The sequence below is a fragment of the Palleronia salina genome (assembly GCF_900141995.1).
GTDB classification, from domain to species: domain Bacteria; phylum Pseudomonadota; class Alphaproteobacteria; order Rhodobacterales; family Rhodobacteraceae; genus Palleronia; species Palleronia salina.
The window spans coordinates 42,474-62,554 of sequence record NZ_FQZA01000013.1 but is presented as its reverse complement, the minus strand read 5'-3'; the positions used below and the strand labels follow the sequence as shown (position 1 = coordinate 62,554).

Annotated in this window: 14 protein-coding genes; 8 read left to right on the top strand and 6 right to left on the bottom strand. The window is 68.0% G+C overall.

Going from position 1 to position 20,081, the window contains the following annotated elements:
* Positions 1 to 29 precede the first annotated feature (29 nt).
* The 3 genes from BUB76_RS15065 to BUB76_RS15055 all read right to left on the bottom strand — a co-directional run bounded on the left by BUB76_RS15065 (position 30) and on the right by BUB76_RS15055 (position 4,422).
* Entirely contained in the window at positions 30 to 878 is an 849-nt protein-coding gene (locus BUB76_RS15065) for a hypothetical protein (RefSeq protein WP_073129622.1), read from the bottom strand.
* Complete coding sequence (locus BUB76_RS15060; protein WP_073129621.1) at positions 841 to 3,372, bottom strand: GcvT family protein; 2,532 nt, start codon at positions 3,370 to 3,372, stop codon at positions 841 to 843. The genes BUB76_RS15065 and BUB76_RS15060 overlap by 38 nt, the downstream gene beginning before the upstream one ends.
* Positions 3,373 to 3,486: 114 nt before the next feature.
* Positions 3,487 to 4,422, bottom strand: coding sequence for a formylglycine-generating enzyme family protein (locus tag BUB76_RS15055; RefSeq protein ID WP_084140697.1), 936 nt, complete (start codon positions 4,420 to 4,422; stop codon positions 3,487 to 3,489).
* Positions 4,423 to 4,569: 147 nt separating this feature from the next.
* On the opposite strand from BUB76_RS15055, the gene BUB76_RS15050 reads away from it, so the two are divergent.
* Positions 4,570 to 5,892, top strand: coding sequence for a sulfatase-like hydrolase/transferase (locus BUB76_RS15050; RefSeq protein WP_073129619.1), 1,323 nt, complete (start codon positions 4,570 to 4,572; stop codon positions 5,890 to 5,892).
* Positions 5,893 to 5,902: 10 nt separating this feature from the next.
* Here BUB76_RS15050 and BUB76_RS15045 read toward each other — a convergent pair whose 3' ends face one another.
* The 3 genes from BUB76_RS15045 to BUB76_RS15035 form a co-directional block, all read right to left on the bottom strand.
* Positions 5,903 to 7,243, bottom strand: a complete 1,341-nt coding sequence (locus tag BUB76_RS15045) for an ABC transporter permease (RefSeq protein ID WP_084140696.1) — start codon at positions 7,241 to 7,243, stop codon at positions 5,903 to 5,905.
* Complete coding sequence (locus tag BUB76_RS15040; RefSeq protein ID WP_073129618.1) at positions 7,240 to 8,040, bottom strand: taurine ABC transporter ATP-binding protein; 801 nt, start codon at positions 8,038 to 8,040, stop codon at positions 7,240 to 7,242. Before BUB76_RS15040 ends, BUB76_RS15045 begins: the two co-directional genes overlap by 4 nt.
* Before the next feature lie 127 nt (positions 8,041 to 8,167).
* Positions 8,168 to 9,175: a taurine ABC transporter substrate-binding protein gene (locus BUB76_RS15035; protein WP_073129617.1), complete on the bottom strand. Its 1,008-nt coding sequence runs from the start codon at positions 9,173 to 9,175 to the stop codon at positions 8,168 to 8,170.
* Between the two features lie 268 nt (positions 9,176 to 9,443).
* On the opposite strand from BUB76_RS15035, the gene BUB76_RS15030 reads away from it, so the two are divergent.
* From BUB76_RS15030 to BUB76_RS15000, 7 genes are all read left to right on the top strand, one after another.
* Positions 9,444 to 10,847, top strand: a complete 1,404-nt coding sequence (locus tag BUB76_RS15030; RefSeq protein WP_073129616.1) for an aminotransferase family protein — start codon at positions 9,444 to 9,446, stop codon at positions 10,845 to 10,847.
* A 124-nt stretch (positions 10,848 to 10,971) separates the two neighbouring features.
* Positions 10,972 to 11,904, top strand: coding sequence for an HNH endonuclease (locus BUB76_RS15025; RefSeq protein WP_073129645.1), 933 nt, complete (start codon positions 10,972 to 10,974; stop codon positions 11,902 to 11,904).
* A 58-nt stretch (positions 11,905 to 11,962) separates the two neighbouring features.
* Positions 11,963 to 13,426, top strand: coding sequence for a MocR-like pyridoxine biosynthesis transcription factor PdxR (gene pdxR / locus BUB76_RS15020; RefSeq protein WP_073129615.1), 1,464 nt, complete (start codon positions 11,963 to 11,965; stop codon positions 13,424 to 13,426).
* A gap of 183 nt (positions 13,427 to 13,609) precedes the next feature.
* Complete coding sequence (gene xsc / locus BUB76_RS15015; protein WP_073129614.1) at positions 13,610 to 15,373, top strand: sulfoacetaldehyde acetyltransferase; 1,764 nt, start codon at positions 13,610 to 13,612, stop codon at positions 15,371 to 15,373.
* Positions 15,374 to 15,447: 74 nt separating this feature from the next.
* Positions 15,448 to 16,500, top strand: coding sequence for an acetate/propionate family kinase (locus tag BUB76_RS15010; protein ID WP_073129613.1), 1,053 nt, complete (start codon positions 15,448 to 15,450; stop codon positions 16,498 to 16,500).
* Positions 16,501 to 16,509: 9 nt separating this feature from the next.
* The gene (locus tag BUB76_RS15005) at positions 16,510 to 19,347 is read left to right on the top strand and encodes a molybdopterin oxidoreductase family protein (protein WP_073129612.1); all 2,838 of its coding nucleotides are present in this window, start codon (positions 16,510 to 16,512) and stop codon (positions 19,345 to 19,347) included.
* Positions 19,344 to 20,081, top strand: coding sequence for a 4Fe-4S dicluster domain-containing protein (locus BUB76_RS15000; RefSeq protein WP_073129611.1), 738 nt, complete (start codon positions 19,344 to 19,346; stop codon positions 20,079 to 20,081). Before BUB76_RS15005 ends, BUB76_RS15000 begins: the two co-directional genes overlap by 4 nt.

The following is a 20,081-nucleotide window of genomic DNA, read 5'->3' as shown; positions in this document are numbered from 1 at the left end:
CGATCAATTCTCGAGCAATGGCGCGCCCGTCACACGCCACTGCGCGCCGCCCGCCGCGCCACCAGGAACATCGCGCCCAGCAGGGTGGCCGGCAGGACGAAGATCTTGAAGGCGAAGACGGCCAGGATCATCACGTAGCTGCCCAGAAGCTGGTCGGCGTTGTCGTAGATGCGGGCAGCGAAGTCGCGGTAATCGGCGATCGAGGTCATGGGCGCCGTGAGGCTTTCGAGGAAGCCGGGGTCGGTGGCGGCCTCGGCATCGGCAAGGTCGGCGACCCCGCCGGTGATCTCCGCGATGATTCGCTGGTGATCCTCCCAGACGCCGGCCGTCATCGCGTCGGCCATCAGGTCGGCGCCCACGAAGGTCAGCGGCAGCGCCAGCGAAAGGAACAGCCCGTAGGTCAGCAAGCCCCGCGCCGGCAGGGGCACCGCGCCGCCGCGCCGGGTGGCGGCCTGAATCCCTGCCACCGCGCAGGCCAGCGCCACCATGCCAAGGCCGACACCGCCCACCGGGCCCAGCGCGACGGCCAGCACACCGGTCGCGAGCATCACCGCGAAAACCACGCCGGCGATGCGTTCGACCGTGTCGTCGATGGGCTCGAGCACCTTAAGCGGCTGAACCGTGCCCTGCACGAACAGCGATCCGCCGACCTCGACCTCCTGCGCTGTCGACAGGAACGCGTTGAGCCCCCGCAAGGTGACGTATGTCGCCGCCAACCCGGTGGCGACGGATTGGGCATAGTCCTGCGCCCGTGACGTCACCGGGCTGTCGCGCCAGCCCCAGCTCAGCCCCGCCGAGACCAGGGCCAGCGCCAGGAAAAGCGCGGCCAGTCCCGTCCGTCTAGCCGTCCTGCCGGATGCGGGCGTTGCTGGGGTCATAGGGGCTGTCCTCGGTCACTTCGGCGTCCCACAGCTCGCGGAACATCCGGACCTTCAGACGGGTGCCGGGCGTCGCGAGCGCCTCGGGCACGTATCCCATGCCGATGGATTTTCCGAAAGCCACCGAATAGCCGCCCGAGGTCAGGCGCCCCACCTTGGTGCCGTCATGCAGCAGCGCCTCGCGCCCCCACGGGTCGGCATCGCCGGGCCCGTCGATCAGCAGCGTGACGCACTTGGTGCGGATGCCCGTCTCGACCATGGCGTCCTTGCCGTGAAACTCCTTGGACAGGTCGACGAAGCGGTCCAGCCCGGCCTCGAGCGGCGTGGCGTCGCGGCCGAGTTCGTTGCCGAAGGCACGGTAGGACTTCTCCTGCCGCAGCCAGTTCTGCGCCCGCGCGCCCACCAGCTTCAGGCCGTGATCGGCGCCCGCGTCCATGAGCCGGTCGAACAGGTGGTTCTGCATCTCGATCGGGTGGTGCAGCTCCCATCCCAGCTCGCCCGTGTAGGCCACGCGCACGGCGGTGAGCGGGACCATCCCAAGTTCGATCCGGCGATGGGACAGCCACGGGAAACGCTTGTTCGACAGGGCCGTGTCCGGATCGGCATCGGCGATCAGCGCCCGCATGATGTCGCGGGACCTGGGACCGGCCAGCGCGAAGACACCGGTGCGCGTCGTCCAGTCCTCGACCGATATGCGGCCGAACCGCGCCTCGTTATCCTCGACCGCCTTCATAAGGTAGTCGCCGTCATAGGCGGCCCAGGCCCCGGCCGAGATCAGCGTGAAGCGGTCGGGCGCCTCGCGCAGGATCGTGTACTCGGTCCGCGTGGTGCCGTGCGCGGTCAGCGCGTAGGTCAGGTTGATCCGGCCCACCTTGGGCAGCGCGTTGGTGGTGAACCAGTCGAGGAAGGCCGCCGCGCCGGGCCCGTGCACGACGTGCTTGGCGAAGGCGCTGGCGTCGATCAGGCCCGCCGCTTCGCGCAGGCCCTGCGCCTCGGCGCGGGCGTAATCCCACCAGCGCCCGCGGCGGAAGCTGCGTGCATCGTGGTCCGAGAAGTCGACGACCGACCGCGCGTCTCGCGCGACCTCGCCGCTCTCGGGGTCGATGGCGAAGTAGTTGGGACGCTCCCAACCGCCGACCTGCCCGAACTGGGCGCCGCGCGCCGCCATCCGGTCATAGCTTGGGGCGGTGCGCAGCGGCCGCGCGACCTCGCGCTCCTCGTCGGGGTGGTGGAGGATGTAGACGTGGGCATAGGCCTCTTCGTTCTTCGCCGCCGCGTATTCCGTCGTCATCCAGTCGCCGTAGCGCTTGGGATCCAGCGACGCCATGTCGATCTCGGCCTCGCCCTCAACCATCATCTGCGCGAGGTAATTGCCCGCGCCCCCCGCGGCGGTGATCCCGAAGCTGAAGCCCTCGGCCAGCCACATGTTGCGCAGACCCGGCGCCGGACCGATCAGCGGGTTGCCGTCGGGGGTATAGCAGATGGGGCCGTTGAAATCGTCCTTCAGACCGACCTCTTCGCTGGAGGGGATGCGGTGGATGAAGGACATGTATTCCTCCTCGATCCGCTCCAGGTCCAGCGGGAACAGGTCGGCGCGGAAGCTGTCGGGCACCCCGTACTTGAACCGCGCGGGGGCGCCATGCTCGTAGGGGCCGAGGATCCAGCCGCCACGCTCCTCGCGGACGTACCACTTGGCGTCGGCGTCGCGCAGCACCGGGTGCTCGCCGTTTTCCTTGCGCCAGGCGACCAGCGCCGGGTCGGGCTCGGTCACGATGAACTGGTGCTCGACCGGGATGGCCGGGGTCTTGATGCCCAGCAGTTTCGCCGTGTGCTGGGCGTGGTTGCCGGTGGCGGTGACCACGTGCTCGGCGGTGATGACCTGCTGTTCGTCGGACGGGATCAGGTTGCCGCCCTTTTCGACCATCTTGGTCAGGGTGACGCGCCATTCGCTGCCGGTCCATTCGTAGGCATCGGCCTGCCAGCGCCGCTCGATCGTGACGCCGCGCTGGCGCGCGCCCTTGGCCATCGCCATGGTGACATCGGCGGGGTTAATGTAGCCGTCGGTCGGGTGATAGATCGCGCCCACCAGGTCGTCGGTATGGACCAGGGGGAAGCGGTCCTTGATGTCGCCGGGCGTCATCCACTCGAACGGCACGCCCACGGTCTCGGCCGTCGAGGCGTAGAGCATGTACTCGTCCATGCGCGCCTGGCTTTGCGCCATGCGCAGGTTGCCCACGACGTAGAAGCCCGCGTTCAGCCCCGTCTCTTCCTCGAGCGTCTTGTAGAACTTGATGGAATAGTCGTGGATCCACGTGGTGGCGTAGGACATGTTGAAATAGGGCAGCAGGCCCGCCGCGTGCCAGGTCGAGCCGCTGGTCAGTTCGTCGCGCTCCAGCAGGACGACGTCGCTCCAGCCGTATTTCGCGAGGTGATAGGCGATCGAGGCGCCGACGGCGCCGCCCCCGACAACAAGTGCTTTCACGTGGGTTTTCATGGCAGCGCCCCTTCAACGATACTTGGCCCTCCGTATCGTCGTCGGGACCGGCACCAAGGCGCGGTTTCGACGGGTCGCGTCGGGAAAACGACAGAGCGACGCGATAGCGCGGGCTCAGGCCGGGGCCGCGACCCGAAACCCCGCGTTGCCCGTCGGGCTGCCGGGGTCGTTCGCCGTGCGGGAATGAACGAAGTAGCGGTCGCAATAGCTCGCGTGGCAAAGGTACGAGCCCCCGCGCTGCACCCGGCCGGGGCCGGTGTCGGGTCCGGTCGGATCGCTCAGCGGACCCTTTGGCAAAGCTGCATCGGCAAAACGGTCGGCCACCCATTCCCAGACATTGCCGCAGGTATTGTAGAGCCCGTAGCCGTTCGGCGCGAAAGCGGTCACCGGGACCGTGCCGGTATCCGCGGGGCCCGGCACGGGAAATGCCCCCTCGAAAACGTTCATCGCGATACGGCCGCCGGGGCGCATCTCCGATCCCCAGGGGAACTTGCGGCGGTCGAGCCCGCCGCGCGCCGCGCGTTCCCACTGTGCCTCGGTCGGCAGGCAAAGCCCGGCCCAGCGGCAATAGGCCTGCGCGTCGTGCCACGTCACATGCACCACCGGGTGATCGTCCAGCGCGACGCTTCCCGGCCCCCGCGGTGCGCGCCAGCACGCCCCCTCCACGCGCCGCCACCACGGCAGGCCGGGTGGCGATTGCGGCCAGTCGTCGGGCCGATCCAGAAGCCCCGCGAAGACCGACGACCAGCCTTCGGCCTCGGCCAGCGTGACATGGCCGGTGGCGGCGACGAACCGGGCGAACTGGGCATTGCTGCAGGCCACATGCGAGATGCGGAACGGCGCGAGCTTCACCCGGCGGCGGGGGGCGTCGTGGTCGCCGGGGAAACGGGACTGTCTCGCCCCCATGTCGAAAAAACCGCCGGGGATCGCGACTAGTTTTTTGGCGAGCGCGGCGCGCGTTGCGGCGTCCGCGGGCTGGACCGGGGACGTCGCCGCCCCGTTGCCGCGGGGCTTTTTCACCGCCGCCATGCCGCAGCAGGATCCTGTCATTCCGAGTGTTCCGCGCATCGTGGGATCGTTGCAGAATAGCAGCGCGCGGGACCCGTGCAAGCCAACGGCGCCGGGACGGATTTACTCCGACCGCCCGGTTATCAATCTTGCTTAGTCCGGGAGAGAGAGACAGCGCACGTGACGGACATGAAGAAGAACGTTCTCCTCGTCTCGTTCGACGACCTCCTGGCCTACTGGCGCTATCGGGATGTCTTCGGCGAACCGTTGCAGGTCCCGAACCTCGACCGGCTGTGCGCGCGCGCGACCGTGTTCCGCAACGCGTACGCCCAGGCGCCGATCTGCGGGCCGTCGCGGGCCAGTTTCATGTCGGGACTGTCGCCCGCGACAACCGGGATCTTCGACAACCGCACCAGTATCTTCGACCGCGTTCCGGACCGCGCGCTCTGGCCCTTCCGCCTGAAGGAAGCGGGCTACTTCAACTCGTCCGGCGGCAAGGTGCACCACGGGTACGGCGCCCTGCGAAGGCGCCACCACAAAACGCTGTACCACGACAACCAGAAACGGTTCGACCCGGACATGCATTTCCCGCAGGGCGTCGAGAAACAGAAGTTCGGCGGTCATCGCGGCGGCTGGGCGGCCACCGATCCGGCCGACGACCACCGTTTCTACGACCACGAGGTGTCGACCTCGGCGGCGACGTTCCTGGCGGGGTTCGACGCCGCGCAGCCGTTCTACCGCGAGGTCGGCTTCTACAGCCCCCACGGCCCCTTCTATACGCCCGCGCGGTTCCGCGAACTCTACGACCCCGACAGGTTCCAGCGCCCCGAGACCTGGGACCGGAACGGATTTCCGGATGAGCCCTTCATCCGGGACCGCGTGCCGCCCAACCCGCAACTGGAAGCCGGCAACACCGGGTGGTGGCAGCAGAGCCTTCGCAATTATTTCTCGGCCGTCAGTCACGGGGACTACCACCTGGGCCGCGTGCTCGACGCGCTGGAAGCGTCGCCGCATGCCGGCTCGACATTGGTGGTCGTGCTATCGGATCACGGTTATCACCTGGGCGACCGCAACCGGTTCTCGAAGTTCACGCTGTTCGAGCAATCGCTCGCGGTGCCGCTGATCGTGTTCGATCCAGCCGACCCCACGCCGCGCACGGTGGACGATCCGGTGGCGTTGCTGGACGTGGGGCCAACGATCCTCGATTACGCGGGCCTCGCCCCGATCGAGGGCTGCGATGGCCGGTCGCTCCTGCCCTATCTGCGCGGCGCGGGCGATCCGGATCGGGCGATCACGAGCTTCTCGAACGACGGGGCGACCGTCCGGCAGGACCGCCACCGGCTGATCCGCTACCACGATGGCAGCGTTCAGCTTTTCGATGTCGAAAGCGACCTGTGGCAGCAACACGACCTGGGACGCGACGATCCCGCGTTTGCGCCGCTCGACGCGGAATTGCGCCGGGTCTGTCGGGCGCAGGGGTTCGAGATCGGCGCCACGGACGGGACGGGCTGAGCCACGACGCTCAGCCGCGGCCCTTCCATGGGACGAGGAATCGCTCGGCCGCGCGCATCAGCATGTCGATACCGAAGCCGATGATGCCGATCAGGATGATCCCCATGATGACGATGTCGGTGGACTGGAACTTGGAGGCCACCATGATCATCATGCCCGCGCCCTTTTCGGCTGCGACCAGCTCGGCCGCGACCACGGTGCCCCAGCACACGCCCATGGCGACGCGGGCCGCGGTGAAGATTTCGGGCAGCGAGTTGGGGATGATGACGTGGCGCAGAACCTGCCACTTGCTCGCCCCCAGCGAATAGGCCGCGTGGACCTTGCTGATCTTCACGCCCGACACGCCGGATCGCGCGCCGATGGCCATGATCCACAATGCGGCCAGGAACAGCAGGATGATCTTGCCCACCTCGCCGATGCCCGCCCAGATGATGACCAGCGGGATCAGGGCCAGCGGCGGAACCGGGCGCATGAACTCGACGATCGGGTCGAACCAGCCACGGAACCAGTCCGACAGGCCCATGGCATAGCCCAGCGGGATGCCGACCATGGCCCCCAGCGTGAAGCCCACGATCACCCGGAAGAGCGAGTAGCCCAGATGCTCGACCAGGGTCGAGTTGCGATAGCCGGTCGTCGCGATCTCGGTCAGGCGGGACCAGACCGCTTCGGGCGATGGCAGCCAGATCGGCTCCATCTGCAGACCAGCCGAAGGACGGATATTGGGTGTGCCCCGCCCCGACAGCGCCACGGTCCCGAAATCCACGCGCACCGTCTCGCCCGGCGCGATTTCCTTGCCGTCGATATGGGTGACGACGGCCTCTTCGTCGCGCCCGATCTCGTCGTTCTGGTCCACGCGCAAAAGGTCGCTGCGATACTCGGCGATGGCGATCGAGTCGTTCTTGGCGAACCCGTCGCCGGGCGGCACCTCGGGGGCCGGCGCCTCGTCGTCGCGGGGATAGACGAGCACCGTCACCTCGGCGTCGTCGCTGCGGCCGTCCGGCGTGGTGACCGTATAGGTGAAGGTGCCGGTGCCCACGAAGGGGCCCGGCGCGTGCAGGAACCCCGGCAGCAGGGACGAGCCGGTGAAGGACGCCCAGAGCACGAAGATCAGCACGACCGACACGACCGACGCGACCGAGTTCGACACGACGGTCGACTCGTCCCCGAAGGTCACGGTCTTGAGCGACGTGTAGTCCGAGGCCGGGCGCAGCACCTTCTTGATCCCGGTCCAGATCAGAAGCGTCAGCAGGATGATCCCGATATAGCCCGCGATATAGGGCAGCGCGAAGAACAGGGTGGACAGGACCGCCACCAGTTCGCCCCAGAGATCGGCGATGATGAGGGCGGTCATTGCGCGGCCCCTCCCATGATCTCTTCTTCCATTTCCCAGATCATCGACAGGATCTCTTCCCGGCGCTGGCCGAACTCGGGCATCTTCTTCACCTCGCGCAGGTCCTGGCCGACGCCCGCATCGGCGAAGGGCAGACGGTATTCACGGTGGATCCGCCCCGGGCGCGGCGCCATGACCAGCAGCCGTTCGCCCAGAAGCAGCGCCTCCTCGACCGAGTGGGTGATGAGGATCACGGTCTTGCCGGTCTCCTTCCACAGCTTCAGGACGAGGCCCTGCATCTTCTCGCGGGTCAGCGCGTCGAGCGCGCCCAGCGGTTCGTCCATGAGGATGACCTCGGGCTCGTTCGCCAGGCAACGGGCCAGGGCCACGCGCTGCTGCATCCCGCCCGACAGCTCGTAGACGGCCTTTTCCTTGAACTGCGCCAGGCCGACGACGCCAAGCAGGTGATCGACGATCTCGCGTTTCTCACCCTTGGGCATGCCCTTCATCGCCGGACCGAAGCCCACGTTCTCGCGCACGCTCATCCACTCGAACAGCGCGCCCTGCTGGAAGACCATGCCGCGTTCCGCCCCCGGGCCCTTCACGCGCTTGTCGCCCAGGACGACCTTGCCCTCGGTGGGGGCAAGAAAGCCCGCGAGGATGTTCAAAAGCGTGGTCTTGCCGCAGCCCGACGGGCCGAGAACGGACATGATCTCACCCTGCTTCAGGGTCAGGGACACGTTCTTGAGGGCCTGCACCGATCCACCGTCGGGCAGATCGAAGCGCATCGAGACATCGTCGATCACAAGGTCGGACATGGCGGCTCCGGGCTTGAGTGTCGGGCCGGGAAATGGCCCGGACGGGTGCGCGCGGCTGAACGTGACCCGTCGCTGAATACTCGGCAAAGCGGGCCGGGCACGATCTCGCCCCCGGCCCGCCGCAGGCTCACATGCCTTGCGCGGCTTCCAGCGGCCCGGTGGCCACGGCGTTGGCATAGCTGTCGCGCTTCTCGTCGATGGCGCCGGCTTCCAGGAACACTTCGGCCACGCCGTTCATGAACTCCTGCGCGCCGCCGCCCAGCCATTTCTGGCTCAGCTGCTCGTCGACCGGCGGGAAGACGAAGGTGGAAATCGTCTCGTCCGTGGCGGTCACGTCCATGCCCGAGTCGCGGGCGATGACTTCCAGCATCTCCTCGCGGTTCTCGCCGGCGTTCCACATGGCGTTGGCATCGGCCGTCACCTTGAGGAAGGACGCCACCATGTCCGGGTTCTCGGCCACGAAATCGGCGGGCGCGCTGGTCACGTCGAAAACGAGGATGCCCAGCTCTTCCTTCTCGGCGCCGGTCAGCAGCACATTGCCCGACTCCTTCATGCGGCGCAGCGCACCGCCCCAGCCGCAGGCCATGTCGAGGCTGCCCTGCGCGAGCGCGGCCGCGCCCTCGGCGGGGGCCATGTCGACGATCTCCATCGAGGCGGGATCGACGCCGAAATGGTCCATCTGCTTGAGGAAGCCGTAATGCGCGGCGGTGCCCAGCGGCACGGCCACCTTCTTGCCCTCCAGGTCACCGGCGGTGTCCTTGTCGATTTCCAGTGCCGTGGCGACCACGCAGTTGTCGTTGTCGGAATAGCTGACGGCCACGTCGATGATCTGGATGTCCTGGCCCGCGCTCGCCGCGACGACGAAGGGGGGCACACCCTGGCTGACCGAGATCTGCACGTCGCCCGACGCCATGGCGGCGGACATCGCCGTTCCGGTGTCGAAGCTGACCCAGTTGATCGGCACGCCCATTTCTTCCTCGTAGGTGCCCATTTCCTTCGCGTACTGGAAAGGCATCGGCCACTCGAGGAAGTAGGCCACGGTGATGCCTTCGGAATGCTCGGCCGCGTGGGCCGCGAATGTCGTCATGGAGACGGCGCCCGCTGCGGCGCCCATCAGAATTGCCTTCAGTTTCATCGCTTTCTCCCGGTTGATATCGTTGTTTTATAATTGTTTGCGCCCGGCCGCGCCGAGGACTCCCGGTCCTTTTCAGCCTCCGGGCCGAACTGTGTCATGGACCCAACCAGCAAAGCGGGCCGGTTTCGCAGCGTCAATGATAAACTCGGCCCCGGTCCGCCCACCGCGCCGCTGGACAGATGGGGTGGCGTGATCTGGCCCTATCACTCTTGCCGCGACAGGCGTTCTGGTCAGAATGAAACGATCGATCCTTGTTCGGAGCCGACCCATGACCCTTCCGCTGCAGATGAACGACCCGCGCGCGGTGATCGAGGCCGACCGCAACCACGTCTGGCATCACCTGAGCCAGCACGCGGCTTACCTGCGGTCCGAGATCGACCCGCGCATCATCGTCGAGGGCAAGGGTCTGAAGCTGTGGGACATCACCGGCAAAGAACATATCGACGCCGTTTCGGGCGGTGTATGGACCGTGAACGTGGGCTATGGCCGTGAACGCATCGCCGACGCGGTGCGCGACCAGCTGGTGAAGATGAACTTCTTCGGCGGGTCGCTGGGATCCATTCCCGGCGCCCGCTTCGCCGAGCGGCTGATCGAGAAGATGCCGGGTCTCAGCCGCGTCTATTATGCCAACTCGGGCTCCGAGGCGAACGAGAAGGCGTTCAAGATCGTCCGGCAGATCGCCCACAAGCGGTACGGCGGCAAGAAGCACAAGATCCTGTTCCGCGACCGCGATTATCACGGCACCACCATCGGCTGCCTCTCGGCCGGCGGCCAGCAGGAGCGTAACGCCCAGTACGGCCCCTTCGCCCCCGGCTTCGTCGAGGTGCCCCACTGCCTCGAGTACCGCAAGCACGAGCAGGGTCTGGGACACCTCTCGGGCGCCGATTATGGCATCGCCGTCGCCAACGAGATCGAGAAGGTGATCCTGCGCGAGGGTCCCGACACCGTGGGCGCGCTCTGCCTCGAGCCGGTGACGGCCGGCGGCGGCGTGATCCCCCCGCCCGAAGCTTACTGGGACCGCGTGCAGGAGATCTGCCGCAAGTACGACGTGCTGCTGCATATCGACGAGGTCGTCTGCGGCCTGGGCCGCACCGGCACCTGGTTCGGCTACCAGCAATACGGGGTCGAGCCGGACCTGGTGACGATGGCGAAGGGCGTCGCCTCGGGCTATGCCGCGATTTCCTGCTGCGTCACCTCCGAGCGCGTGTTCGAGATGTTCAGCGACGACGAGGCCGACCCGTTGAATTATTTCCGCGATATCAGCACCTTCGGCGGCTGCACCGCCGGACCGGCCGCGGCGCTGGAGAACATGGCGATCATCGAGGACGAGGATCTCCTGTCGAATGTCGACCGGATGTCCGAGCGGATGATCGGCAACCTGCACCGCCTGGCCGAGAAGCACGCCGTCATCGGCGACGTGCGCGGCAAGGGCCTGTTCCTGGGCGCCGAGCTGGTCACCGACCGCGAGACCAAGGAGGTCATGCCCGAGGCGCACGTGCAGGCGGTGGTCAAGGACTGCATGGCCCAGGGTGTCATCATCGGCGCGACCAACCGCTCGGTCCCGGGCTACAACAACACCCTGTGCTTCAGCCCCGCGCTGATCGCCACGGCGGACGAGATCGACCACATCACCGACGCCGTCGACGGTGCCCTGACCCGCGTCTTCGGCTGATCGCCGGGAGGGGGCTCTGCCCCCGTCCGCTGTCGCGGACTCCCCCGAGGTATTTGGGGAAAGATGAAGGGTGGGACGGCAGGACACCGTTGCATCCCGGGCCGAGACGGCTTTCCTGGGGCGCATGGGAAAGCTGGTTCTCCTGCACAAGGCGGATTCGATCTACGAGGACGAGCCGGACATCGTTTACGACTTCCCGCGCTCCTACCTGAAAGCGGTCGATGAGGCCGTCTGCGACTGGATCGTCTACTACGAGCCGGTGAAGGCCGGGCCGCGCGGCTACTTCGCGGTGGCGAAGATCGATCGGGTGATCCCGAAGCCGGGCGCGGAGGGCCGCTTTCTGGCCATGATCGAACCGGGCAGCTTCCTGCCATTCGACCGCGAGGTGCCGCGGTTGATTTCTGGCCGCCCGCTGGAAAGCGCGCTGACCGGACCGGACGGGACTCCGAAGAAGGGTGGTGCGATCCAGCTTGCCGTCCGGCGTCTGCCCGAGGCGGACTTCGCCCGCATCGTCGACCTGGGCTTGCCGCAGGATCTGGAGCGAATGGAGGCGACGCGCTATGACCCTCAGAGGGACGAGGTTGATGATGAAAGCAAGAGCTTCGAACGCCCGGTGCTTGAGCGGCTCACCCGCCGGCCCTACCGCGATGTCGCGTTCCGCCGGAAGGTGCGTGAGGCCTATGGATATCGCTGCGCCATGTCGGGCCTGATGCTGCGCAACGGTGGTGGGCGGCCCGAGGTGCAGGCGGCGCATATCAAGCCCGTCGCGGACAGGGGCAGCGACTCGGTCCGCAACGGGCTGGCGTTGTCGGGGACGCTGCACTGGATGTTCGATCGCGGGCTGATCTCGGTCGCGGAGGATTGCGAGACGATCCTCGTATCGCACAACAAGGTGCCGCGGGACGTGGTCGGGCGGCTTCTTGCGCCGGACGGCAAGCTGGTCAGACCGGCAGATCCGCGCGATGCGCCGCACAGAGACAACTTGCGCTGGCATCGTGAGAACGTCTTCGGACGTGCCCTTTCGGGCGATCCGGCGCCTTGGGAGACGTCCGGCTAAATCTGATCGGGGCGCCTCGGCTATTGGTCCAGTGGACGGCGCGCGATATGTCCAGATCATGGGCCTTGCCACCGAAACCTTCTTCCTCGACCCCGATGCCGCGGGAACGCTTCAGGCGCGGATCCAGGCAATGGTCGCGCAGGGGATCCTGTCGGGGCGCTTCCGCCCGGGCGAGCGGATGCCGTCCTCTCGCGCGCTGGCCCGTCACCTGGGCGTCAGCCGCATGACGGTGACGCTGGCCTATACCGACCTGGTGGCCGACGACTACCTGATCGCGCGCGGGCGGTCGGGGTATTTCGTCTCCGACACGGCGCCGCAGCCCTCGGGCCACGTCCCGGCCCCGCGCGAGGACCGCGTGGACTGGCAGCACGCCCTTCAGCCAATCCCGGTGCCCGCCCCGCGGGTGGAGCGTCCGGCCGACTGGCGCCGCTACCGCTTTCCCTTCATCTACGGCCAGACCGACCCGACCCTGTTCGATCACGCCAACTGGCGGCTCTGCGCGCTGCGGACGCTGGGGCAGCGCGATTTCGAAGCGATGACGGCGGATCACTACGAACGGGACGACCCGAGGCTGGTGGATTTCATCGCGCGCCATTCACTGCCCCGGCGCGGTATCCTGGCCGGTGAGGACGAGATCCTGGTGACCATGGGCGCGCAAAATGCCCTGTGGTTGACCGCGCAGGTGCTGCTGGGGCCGGACCGCCACGCGCTGATCGAAGACCCGGCCTACCCGCCCCTGCGCGAGATCCTGCACCAGTCCGGCGCGCGGGTCCGCCCCGTACCGGTGGACGCGCAGGGCCTGCCGGTCGAGGACCTGCCGTTGGCCGACGTGGCCTTCGTCACGCCCAGCCACCACTGCCCGACCTCGGCCACCCTGCCGCTGGCACGTCGGCGGGCCCTGCTCGATCACGCCGCGCGCCACGACATGCTGGTGGTCGAGGACGATTACGAGTTCGAGATGTCGTTCCTCGGCCCCCCGGCCCCCGCGCTCAAGTCGCTCGACCGGGACGGGCGCGTGATCCACGTGGGCAGCTTTTCCAAGTCGCTTTTTCCGGGGCTGCGGCTGGGCTATCTCGTGGGCAGCAAGCCCTTCATCGACGCCGCGCGCGCGCTCAGGTCGACCACGCTGCGCCACCCGCCCGGGCAGATCCAGCGGACCGCGGCCTATTTCCTCGAGCTCGGGCATTACGACGCGCTCATCAAGCGGATGGGGCGCGCCTACCGTCGCCGGCGCGAGGTGATGGATGCCGCCGTGGCGCATCACGGGCTGGATGTCGCCGGGCGGGGCAGCTTCGGCGGGTCGTCGCTTTGGATGCGCGCGCCGGGCCTCGACGCCGCGGCGCTGGCGGCCGACCTGCGCGACAGGTCGGTGCTGATCGAACCGGGCGCGCCCTTCTTCGCGGAACCCGCGCAGGGGCGCGAGACCTACCGATTGGCCTATTCCTCGATCCCCGAGGACCGCATCGCCGAAGGCGTCGCGCGCATCGCCGCCGCCATCGACGCGCGGCGGCATGGACCCTGATCCTCCACGCGCTTCATCTTTCCACAAGTACCTCCGGGGGAGTCGCGCAGCGACGGGGGCAGAGCCCCCATCGCCGGCGGCAAATCGAATCGCCGTCTGGCCCTATCCTGCCGAACCAACTGGCCCTACAGAAGCGGCGCCGCCGCGCCCAAGAAGGCCGGGACCAGCGGAGGGAGACACGCCATGAAGATGACCACCGAAGAAGCCTTCGTGAAGGTGTTGCAGCGCCACGGAATCCGCCATGCCTTCGGGATCATCGGATCGGCCATGATGCCGATTTCGGACCTTTTCCCCACCGCCGGCATCACCTTCTGGGACTGCGCCCATGAAGGCAGCGCGGGCATGATGGCCGATGGCTACACCCGCGCCACCGGCGAGATGTCCATGATGATCGCCCAGAACGGCCCCGGCATCACCAATTTCGTGACCGCCGTGAAGACCGCCTACTGGAACCACACCCCGCTTCTGCTGGTCACGCCGCAGGCGGCCAACAAGACCATCGGACAGGGCGGCTTCCAGGAAGTCGAGCAGATGAAGCTGTTCGAGGACATGGTCGCCTACCAGGAAGAGGTGCGTGACCCCTCGCGCATCGCCGAGGTGCTGGCCCGGGTCATCGCCAAGGCGCACCGCATGAGCGCACCCGCGCAGATCAACGTGCCGCGGGACATGTGGACCCAGGTGGTCGATATCGCCCTGCCGGATCCGGTGGAGTTCGAGGCGCCGACGCCGGGGGCCGCATCCCTGGATCGGGCCGCCGCGCTGTTGAAAAGCGCCGATTTCCCGGTGATCCTGAACGGCGCCGGCGTGGTTCTGGCCGGGGCGATCGGCGATACGGTCGACCTGGCCGAGCGTCTGGATGCGCCGGTCTGCTGCGGCTACCAGCACAACGATGCCTTTCCCGGCTCGCACCCGCTGCACGCGGGGCCGCTGGGCTACAACGGGTCCAAGGCGGGGATGGAGCTGATCGCGCGGGCCGACGTGGTTCTGTGCCTCGGCACGCGGTTGAACCCGTTCTCGACCCTGCCGGGATACGGGATCGATTACTGGCCCAAGGACGCCAAGGTGATCCAGGTTGACATCAACCCCGACCGGATCGGTCTGACCAAGCCCGTCACCGTCGGGATCGTGGGCGACGCGAAGAAGGTCGCGCAGGGGCTCCTGGAGCGGCTGGGCGACAAGGACGCGCCCGCCAAGGAGCGGCTGAACCTGATCGCCGAGACGAAGTCCCGCTGGGCGCAGGAGCTGTCGTCCATGGACCACGAGGAGGACGACCCCGGCACCAGCTGGAACGAGCGCGCCCGCGCGGCCCATCCCGACCGGATGAGCCCGCGCATGGCATGGCGCGCGATCCAGTCGGCGCTGCCCAAGGACGCCATCATCAGCAGCGACATCGGCAACAACTGCGCCATCGGCAACGCCTACCCGTCCTTCGAGGCGGGCCGGAAATACCTGGCGCCCGGCCTGTTCGGACCCTGCGGATACGGCCTGCCGTCCATCGTGGGCGCCAAGATCGGGCAACCCTCCGTGCCGGTGGTGGGGTTCGCGGGCGACGGCGCCTTCGGCATCGCGGTGACCGAGCTGACCGCCATCGGCCGGGACGAGTGGCCCGCCATCACCATGGTCGTCTTCCGCAACTACCAGTGGGGCGCGGAGAAGCGGAACTCGACCCTGTGGTTCGACGACAATTTCGTGGGCACCGAGCTGGACCTGAAGGTGAGCTATGCCGGCATCGCCCAGGCCTGCGGCCTGAAGGGCGTGCAGGCGCGCGGCATGGACGAGCTGACCGAGATGCTGGCCGAGGCCGTGCGCGCGCAGATGGAAGACAACGAGACCACGCTGATCGAGGTGATCCTGAACCAGGAACTGGGCGAGCCGTTCCGCCGCGATGCCATGAAGAAGCCGGTGCGCGTGGCGGGCGTCAGCGCGTCGGACATGGCTGCGGAATAGATGGCGAGGCCGGGGGCGCTGCCCCCGGACCCCCGGAGGTATTTCCGGACCAGTGATGTGAAGGGGCGCGGCGCATGATTCTGGTGGTGAATGCTGGATCCTCCTCGTTGAAATGCGCGGTGTTCGCGCGCGACCTTGCCCGCGTGGCCGACGCGCAGGTCGTCGAGATCGGGGGGCGCTCGGCCGTTATCGTGAATGGCGGGCGGCGCGCGGCCGCGTTGGCCGATCACGGAACCGCTCTGGTCGCCGTGCTGGAGGCTCTGGACCTGGCGCCCGACACACTGGCGGGCACCGCGCACCGGGTCGTGCATGGCGGGGCGGAGATGGACGGCCCCCGGCGCATAGACGCCACGGTGCGCGCCCGGATCGACGCGCTGGGGACACTGGCGCCGTTGCACAACCCGGTCGCCCTGGCCTGCATCGACGCGCTGGCGGAAATGGCCCCCGGTGTGCCGCAGGTCGCCAGTTTCGACACCGCCTTCCACGCCGGACAGGAGGACGTCGCCCTGCGCTATGCCCTGCCCGACCGGTGGCACGCGGCGGGCGTGCGGCGCTATGGCTTCCACGGCCTGAGCTATGCCGGGCTGGTGGGCGCGCTCGATCCGCTGCCGCGCCGCTTGCTGGCCTGTCACCTGGGCAACGGCGCGTCGATCTGCGCCATTCGCGACGGGCGGTCGGTGGCGACCTCCATGGGCTATTCGCCGGTTTCGGGCCTGACCATGGGCAGCCGCGTGGGCGAGATCGACGCCAACGCCGTCCTGCGGATCGCCGGCGAGATCGGTCTCGACGCCGCGCGCCGCCTGCTGAACAACGACAGCGGCCTGCGCGCGCTGGGGGGCACCAGCGACATGCGGTCCCTGCCCGCAGGCGGTCTTGCCCGGCGACACTTCGTGCACTGGGCCGTGCGGCAGGCCGGGGGGCTCGTCGCCACCATGGGCGGCATCGACGCCATCGCCTTCACCGGCGGCATCGGCGAGAACGATGCCGCCATCCGCGAGGGTATCGTCGCCGGGCTGGCCTTTGCCGGAGACGTGCCCGTCCACGTGGTGCCCGCCGACGAGGAAGGCACGATCGCGCGCGAGGCGGCCGGGATTTTGGGGATGACGCCCGGCGGGGCGGCACACTAGGGTGACGCCATGACAACGCCCAAGATCGACCTGCACCCGAAGCCCGGCGACCGGGTCGCCAAGACCACCTGCTACATGTGCGCCTGCCGCTGCGGCATCGACGTCCACCTGAAAAAGGACGCCGAGGGCACCGAGCGGGTCGCCTATATCGAGGGCAACCGCGACCACCCGGTGAACCGCGGCGTGCTGTGCGCCAAGGGCAGCGCGGGGATCATGCAGCACCTGTCGCCCGCCCGGCTCCGCGCGCCGCTGAAGCGCACGGGCCCGCGCGGTTCGGGCCAGTTCGAGGAAATCGGCTGGGACGAGGCGCTGCAGATGGTGACCGACCGGCTCGGGCCACTACGCAAGACGGCACCGGAGAAGCTGGCCTTCTTCACCGGGCGCGACCAGTCGCAGAGCTTCACCAGCTTCTGGGCGCAGGCCTACGGCACGCCCAACTACGCCGCACATGGTGGCTTTTGCAGCGTCAACATGGCGGCCGCCGGCATCTACACCATGGGCGGGGCGTTCTGGGAATTCGGCCAGCCCGACTGGGAGCGGACCGAGCTGTTCATGATCTTCGGCGTGGCCGAGGATCACGACAGCAACCCGATCAAGATGGGCCTTGGCCGGCTGAAGGCCCGCGGCGTGAAGGTCATCGGCGTGAACCCGGTGCGCACGGGCTACAATGCCGTGGCCGACGAGTGGGTGGGCATCACGCCGGGCACCGACGGGCTGTTCATCCTGTCGCTGATCCACTGCCTGCTGCGTGCGGGCAAGATCGACCTCGACTACCTCGCGCGGTTCACCAACGCGCCGGTGCTGGTGAACGAGGATCCGAAATCGCCCGAGCACGGGCTCTTGCTGACGGACGACAACGGGCGGGCGCTGGTCATGGATCGCGCCACCGGCAAACCAGCGTCGTTCGACGCGAAGGGGGTGCACCCGGACCTTGCCGGCAAGCTGCGCCGCGCGGGGCTGACCCACCGCAGCGTGTTCCAGCACATCGCCGAGCGCTATCTCGACCATGCCTACGCGCCCGAGGTGGTGGGCCCCTCCTGCGGCATCGCGCCCGAGCGGATCGAGGCCATCGCCGCCGAACTGGCCCATGCCGCCTTCGACAAGTCGTTCGAACTGGATCGCGCGTGGACGGACTTCCGCGGCGAGACCCACCGGAGCATGCGCGCGCGGCCCGTGAGCTTTCACGCCATGCGCGGCATCAGCGCCCATTCCAACGGGTTCCAGACCGCCCGCGCGCTGCATCTTCTCCAGATCCTGCTGGGCAGCGTCGAGGCGCCCGGCGGCTTCCGGTTCAAACCGCCCTACCCCAAGCCCGCGACCGCGCACCCGAAACCGCACTGCGGAGTGACACCGGGTCAGCCGCTGGACGGACCGCACCTGGGCTTCGTGCAGGGGCCCGACGACCTGTGCCTGAAGGAGGACGGCAGCCCGGCGCGCATCGACAAGGCGTTTACCTGGGAAAATCCCATGAGCGCGCATGGCATGATGCACATGGTCATCTCGAACGCGCATGCGGGCGACCCCTACCCGATCGACACGCTGTTTCTATACATGGCGAACATGGCGTGGAACTCGTCCATGAGCACCGGGCGCGTCATGGAGTTGCTGACCGACACCGACGAGAACGGCGACTACGTCATCCCCAACATCATCTACTCGGACGCCTATTCGTCCGAGATGGTGGCCTATGCCGACCTGGTGCTGCCGGACACCACCTACCTGGAACGGCACGACTGCATCTCGCTGCTGGACCGGCCGATCTGCGAGGCCGACGCCGTCGCCGACGCGATCCGCTGGCCCGTGGTCGCGCCCGACCGCGACGTGCGCGGTTTCCAGTCGGTCCTCGTGGACCTGGGCGCCCGGCTGGGCCTGCCGGGGTTCGTGAACGACGACGGTAGCGCGAAATTCCAGGACTACGCCGATTACATGGTGAACCACGAACGGCGGCCCGGGGTGGGGCCGCTGGCCGGGTGGCGCGTGGGCGAAAAGGGTCTGACCCACGGGCGCGGCACGCCCAACGCGGGGCAGATCGACGCCTATATCGCCAATGGCGGCTTCTGGATGGAGCACGTCCCCGAAAACGCGCAGTATTTCAAACCGTGGAACATGGCCTACCAGGAATGGGCGGTCGATATCGGGCTGTTCGACAAGGCGACGCCCTACCTCTTCTCGCTCTGGTCCGAGCCGTTGCGCCGGTTCCAACTGGCGGCCGAGGGGCATGGCCATCGCCAGCCCCCCGATCACCTGCGGGCACGCATCAAGACCACGCTCGATCCGTTGCCGATCTGGTATCCGCCGCTGGAGGACGGCCACGCCGACCCGGTCGAATACCCGATCCATGCCCTGACCCAGCGCCCGGCCGCCATGTATCACAGCTGGGGCAGCCAGAACGCCTGGCTGCGGCAAATCCACGGGCATAATCCCATGTATCTGCCCACGGAATTGTGGGAGAAACACGGTTTCCAAGCAGGCGACTGGGCGCGCGTCACCTCGCAGCATGGCGAGATCACCGTTCCCGTGGCGCACCAGGCGGCTCTGAACCGCAACACGATCTGGACCTGGAACGCCATCGGCAAGCGGCGCGGGGCATGGGCGCTGGACGACGACGCGCCCGAGGCGAAGAATGGCTTCCTGCTGAACCACCTGATTCACGAGTTGCTGCCGCCGAAGGGCGACGGTCTGCGCTGGTCGAACAGCGATCCGGTGACGGGCCAGGCGGCCTGGTTCGACCTGCGGGTGAAGGTCGAGAAGGTGCCGGCGCCGAAGCAGTCCTATCCCGACACGGGCCGTCAGGGCAGCCCGGTGGGCCGCGGCCCGCACCGCGTGGCGCAGCAGGTGAAGCCATGACCGCGCTGCCCGAGACGACCGAGCGCAAGCTGGGCCTGGTGATCGACCTCGACACCTGTGTCGGCTGCCATGCCTGCGTCACGGCCTGCAAGGGCTGGAACACCCAGAACTACGGCGCCCCCTTGGGCGATGACGACGCTTACGGCGCGGCGCCGTCGGGCGCGTTCCTGAACCGCATCCACAGCTTCGAAGTGCAGCCGGACGAGGGCGCGGCCCAGACCGTGCATTTCCCCAAGTCCTGCCTGCATTGCGACGACGCGCCCTGCGTTACCGTCTGTCCTACGGGTGCGTCCTACAAACGGGTCGAGGACGGCATCGTCCTGGTGAACGAGACCGACTGCATCGGTTGCGGCCTCTGCGCCTGGGCCTGCCCCTACGGCGCGCGCGAGATGGACCCGATCGAAGGCGTGATGAAGAAATGCACGCTCTGCGTCGACCGGATCTACAACGAGGCGCTTCCGGAAGAGGATCGCGTGCCCGCCTGCGTGCGCACCTGTCCCGCCGGGGCGCGCCATTTCGGCGACCTCGCCGATCCCGACAGCGACGTGAGCCAGCTGGTCGCGGCGCGCGGCGGCATGGACCTGATGCCCGAGCAGGAGACGAAGCCGGTGAACAAGTACCTGACCCCCCGCCCGCGGGACGAGATCGACGTGCTGGCCCCCTTCCTCGAGCGTGTGGACGAGGGGCCGAAAGGTTTCCTCGGCTGGCTCGACCGCGCCTTGGAGCGGCTCTGA